The 589-nt window shown below is 61.3% G+C and carries 1 pseudogene; it reads left to right on the forward strand.

The features are described from left to right. Positions 1–589 (forward strand): annotated as a pseudogene (locus HMPREF2734_RS12030) (HNH endonuclease); the annotation flags it as partial.

Raw genomic sequence — 589 nt, forward strand, 5'->3', positions numbered from 1 at the left:
GTTTTACCCTGCTGAAGTTTCAGGGCCGCTTCGACGCGCTGTCGCGCTATGCCGATCAGGTCATCGACGCGAAGAAACCCGCGCCGGAAAAACAAGTGCGGTTCTCGCGTGCGCGCGAAGGGATGGCAACGCTGCACTTGACGCATTCGGCGCGCAACATTGCCGATATTGAGCACACGCTGCGTGGGTTGATCGATACGGAACTGCCACCAGCCGGCCAGATGGCTGATGCGCTTATGGGGCTGTTGCGTGGTGATGGCGACGGTGGTGGGGTGCCGCATGCAGTACCACGCCCGATTGTTATGGTGCCGCTTCCCGAATGGACGCGGATCCAATCCGGCGCCGGCGACGAGGTCACTCTCACGCTAACCGATGGCACGACGATGACGGGTGCGGAGTTTCTCGCGCAGCATGTCGGCGACGAGTTGGAGGTCGCGGCGTTTCACCCGACAGAGGGTGCGGTGAACCTGTATCGCACCCAGCGGTTTGCCAATAGTAAGCAGCGCGCGTTGGCATCCATGATGTCGCCGACGTGTCCGGTGCCGGATTGTCGACATGGAGCTGACAACTGCGAAATGCACCACATCCA

It is taken from the genome of Corynebacterium sp. HMSC055D05 (genome assembly GCF_001810365.1).
Taxonomy (GTDB): Bacteria; Actinomycetota; Actinomycetes; order Mycobacteriales; family Mycobacteriaceae; genus Corynebacterium; species Corynebacterium coyleae.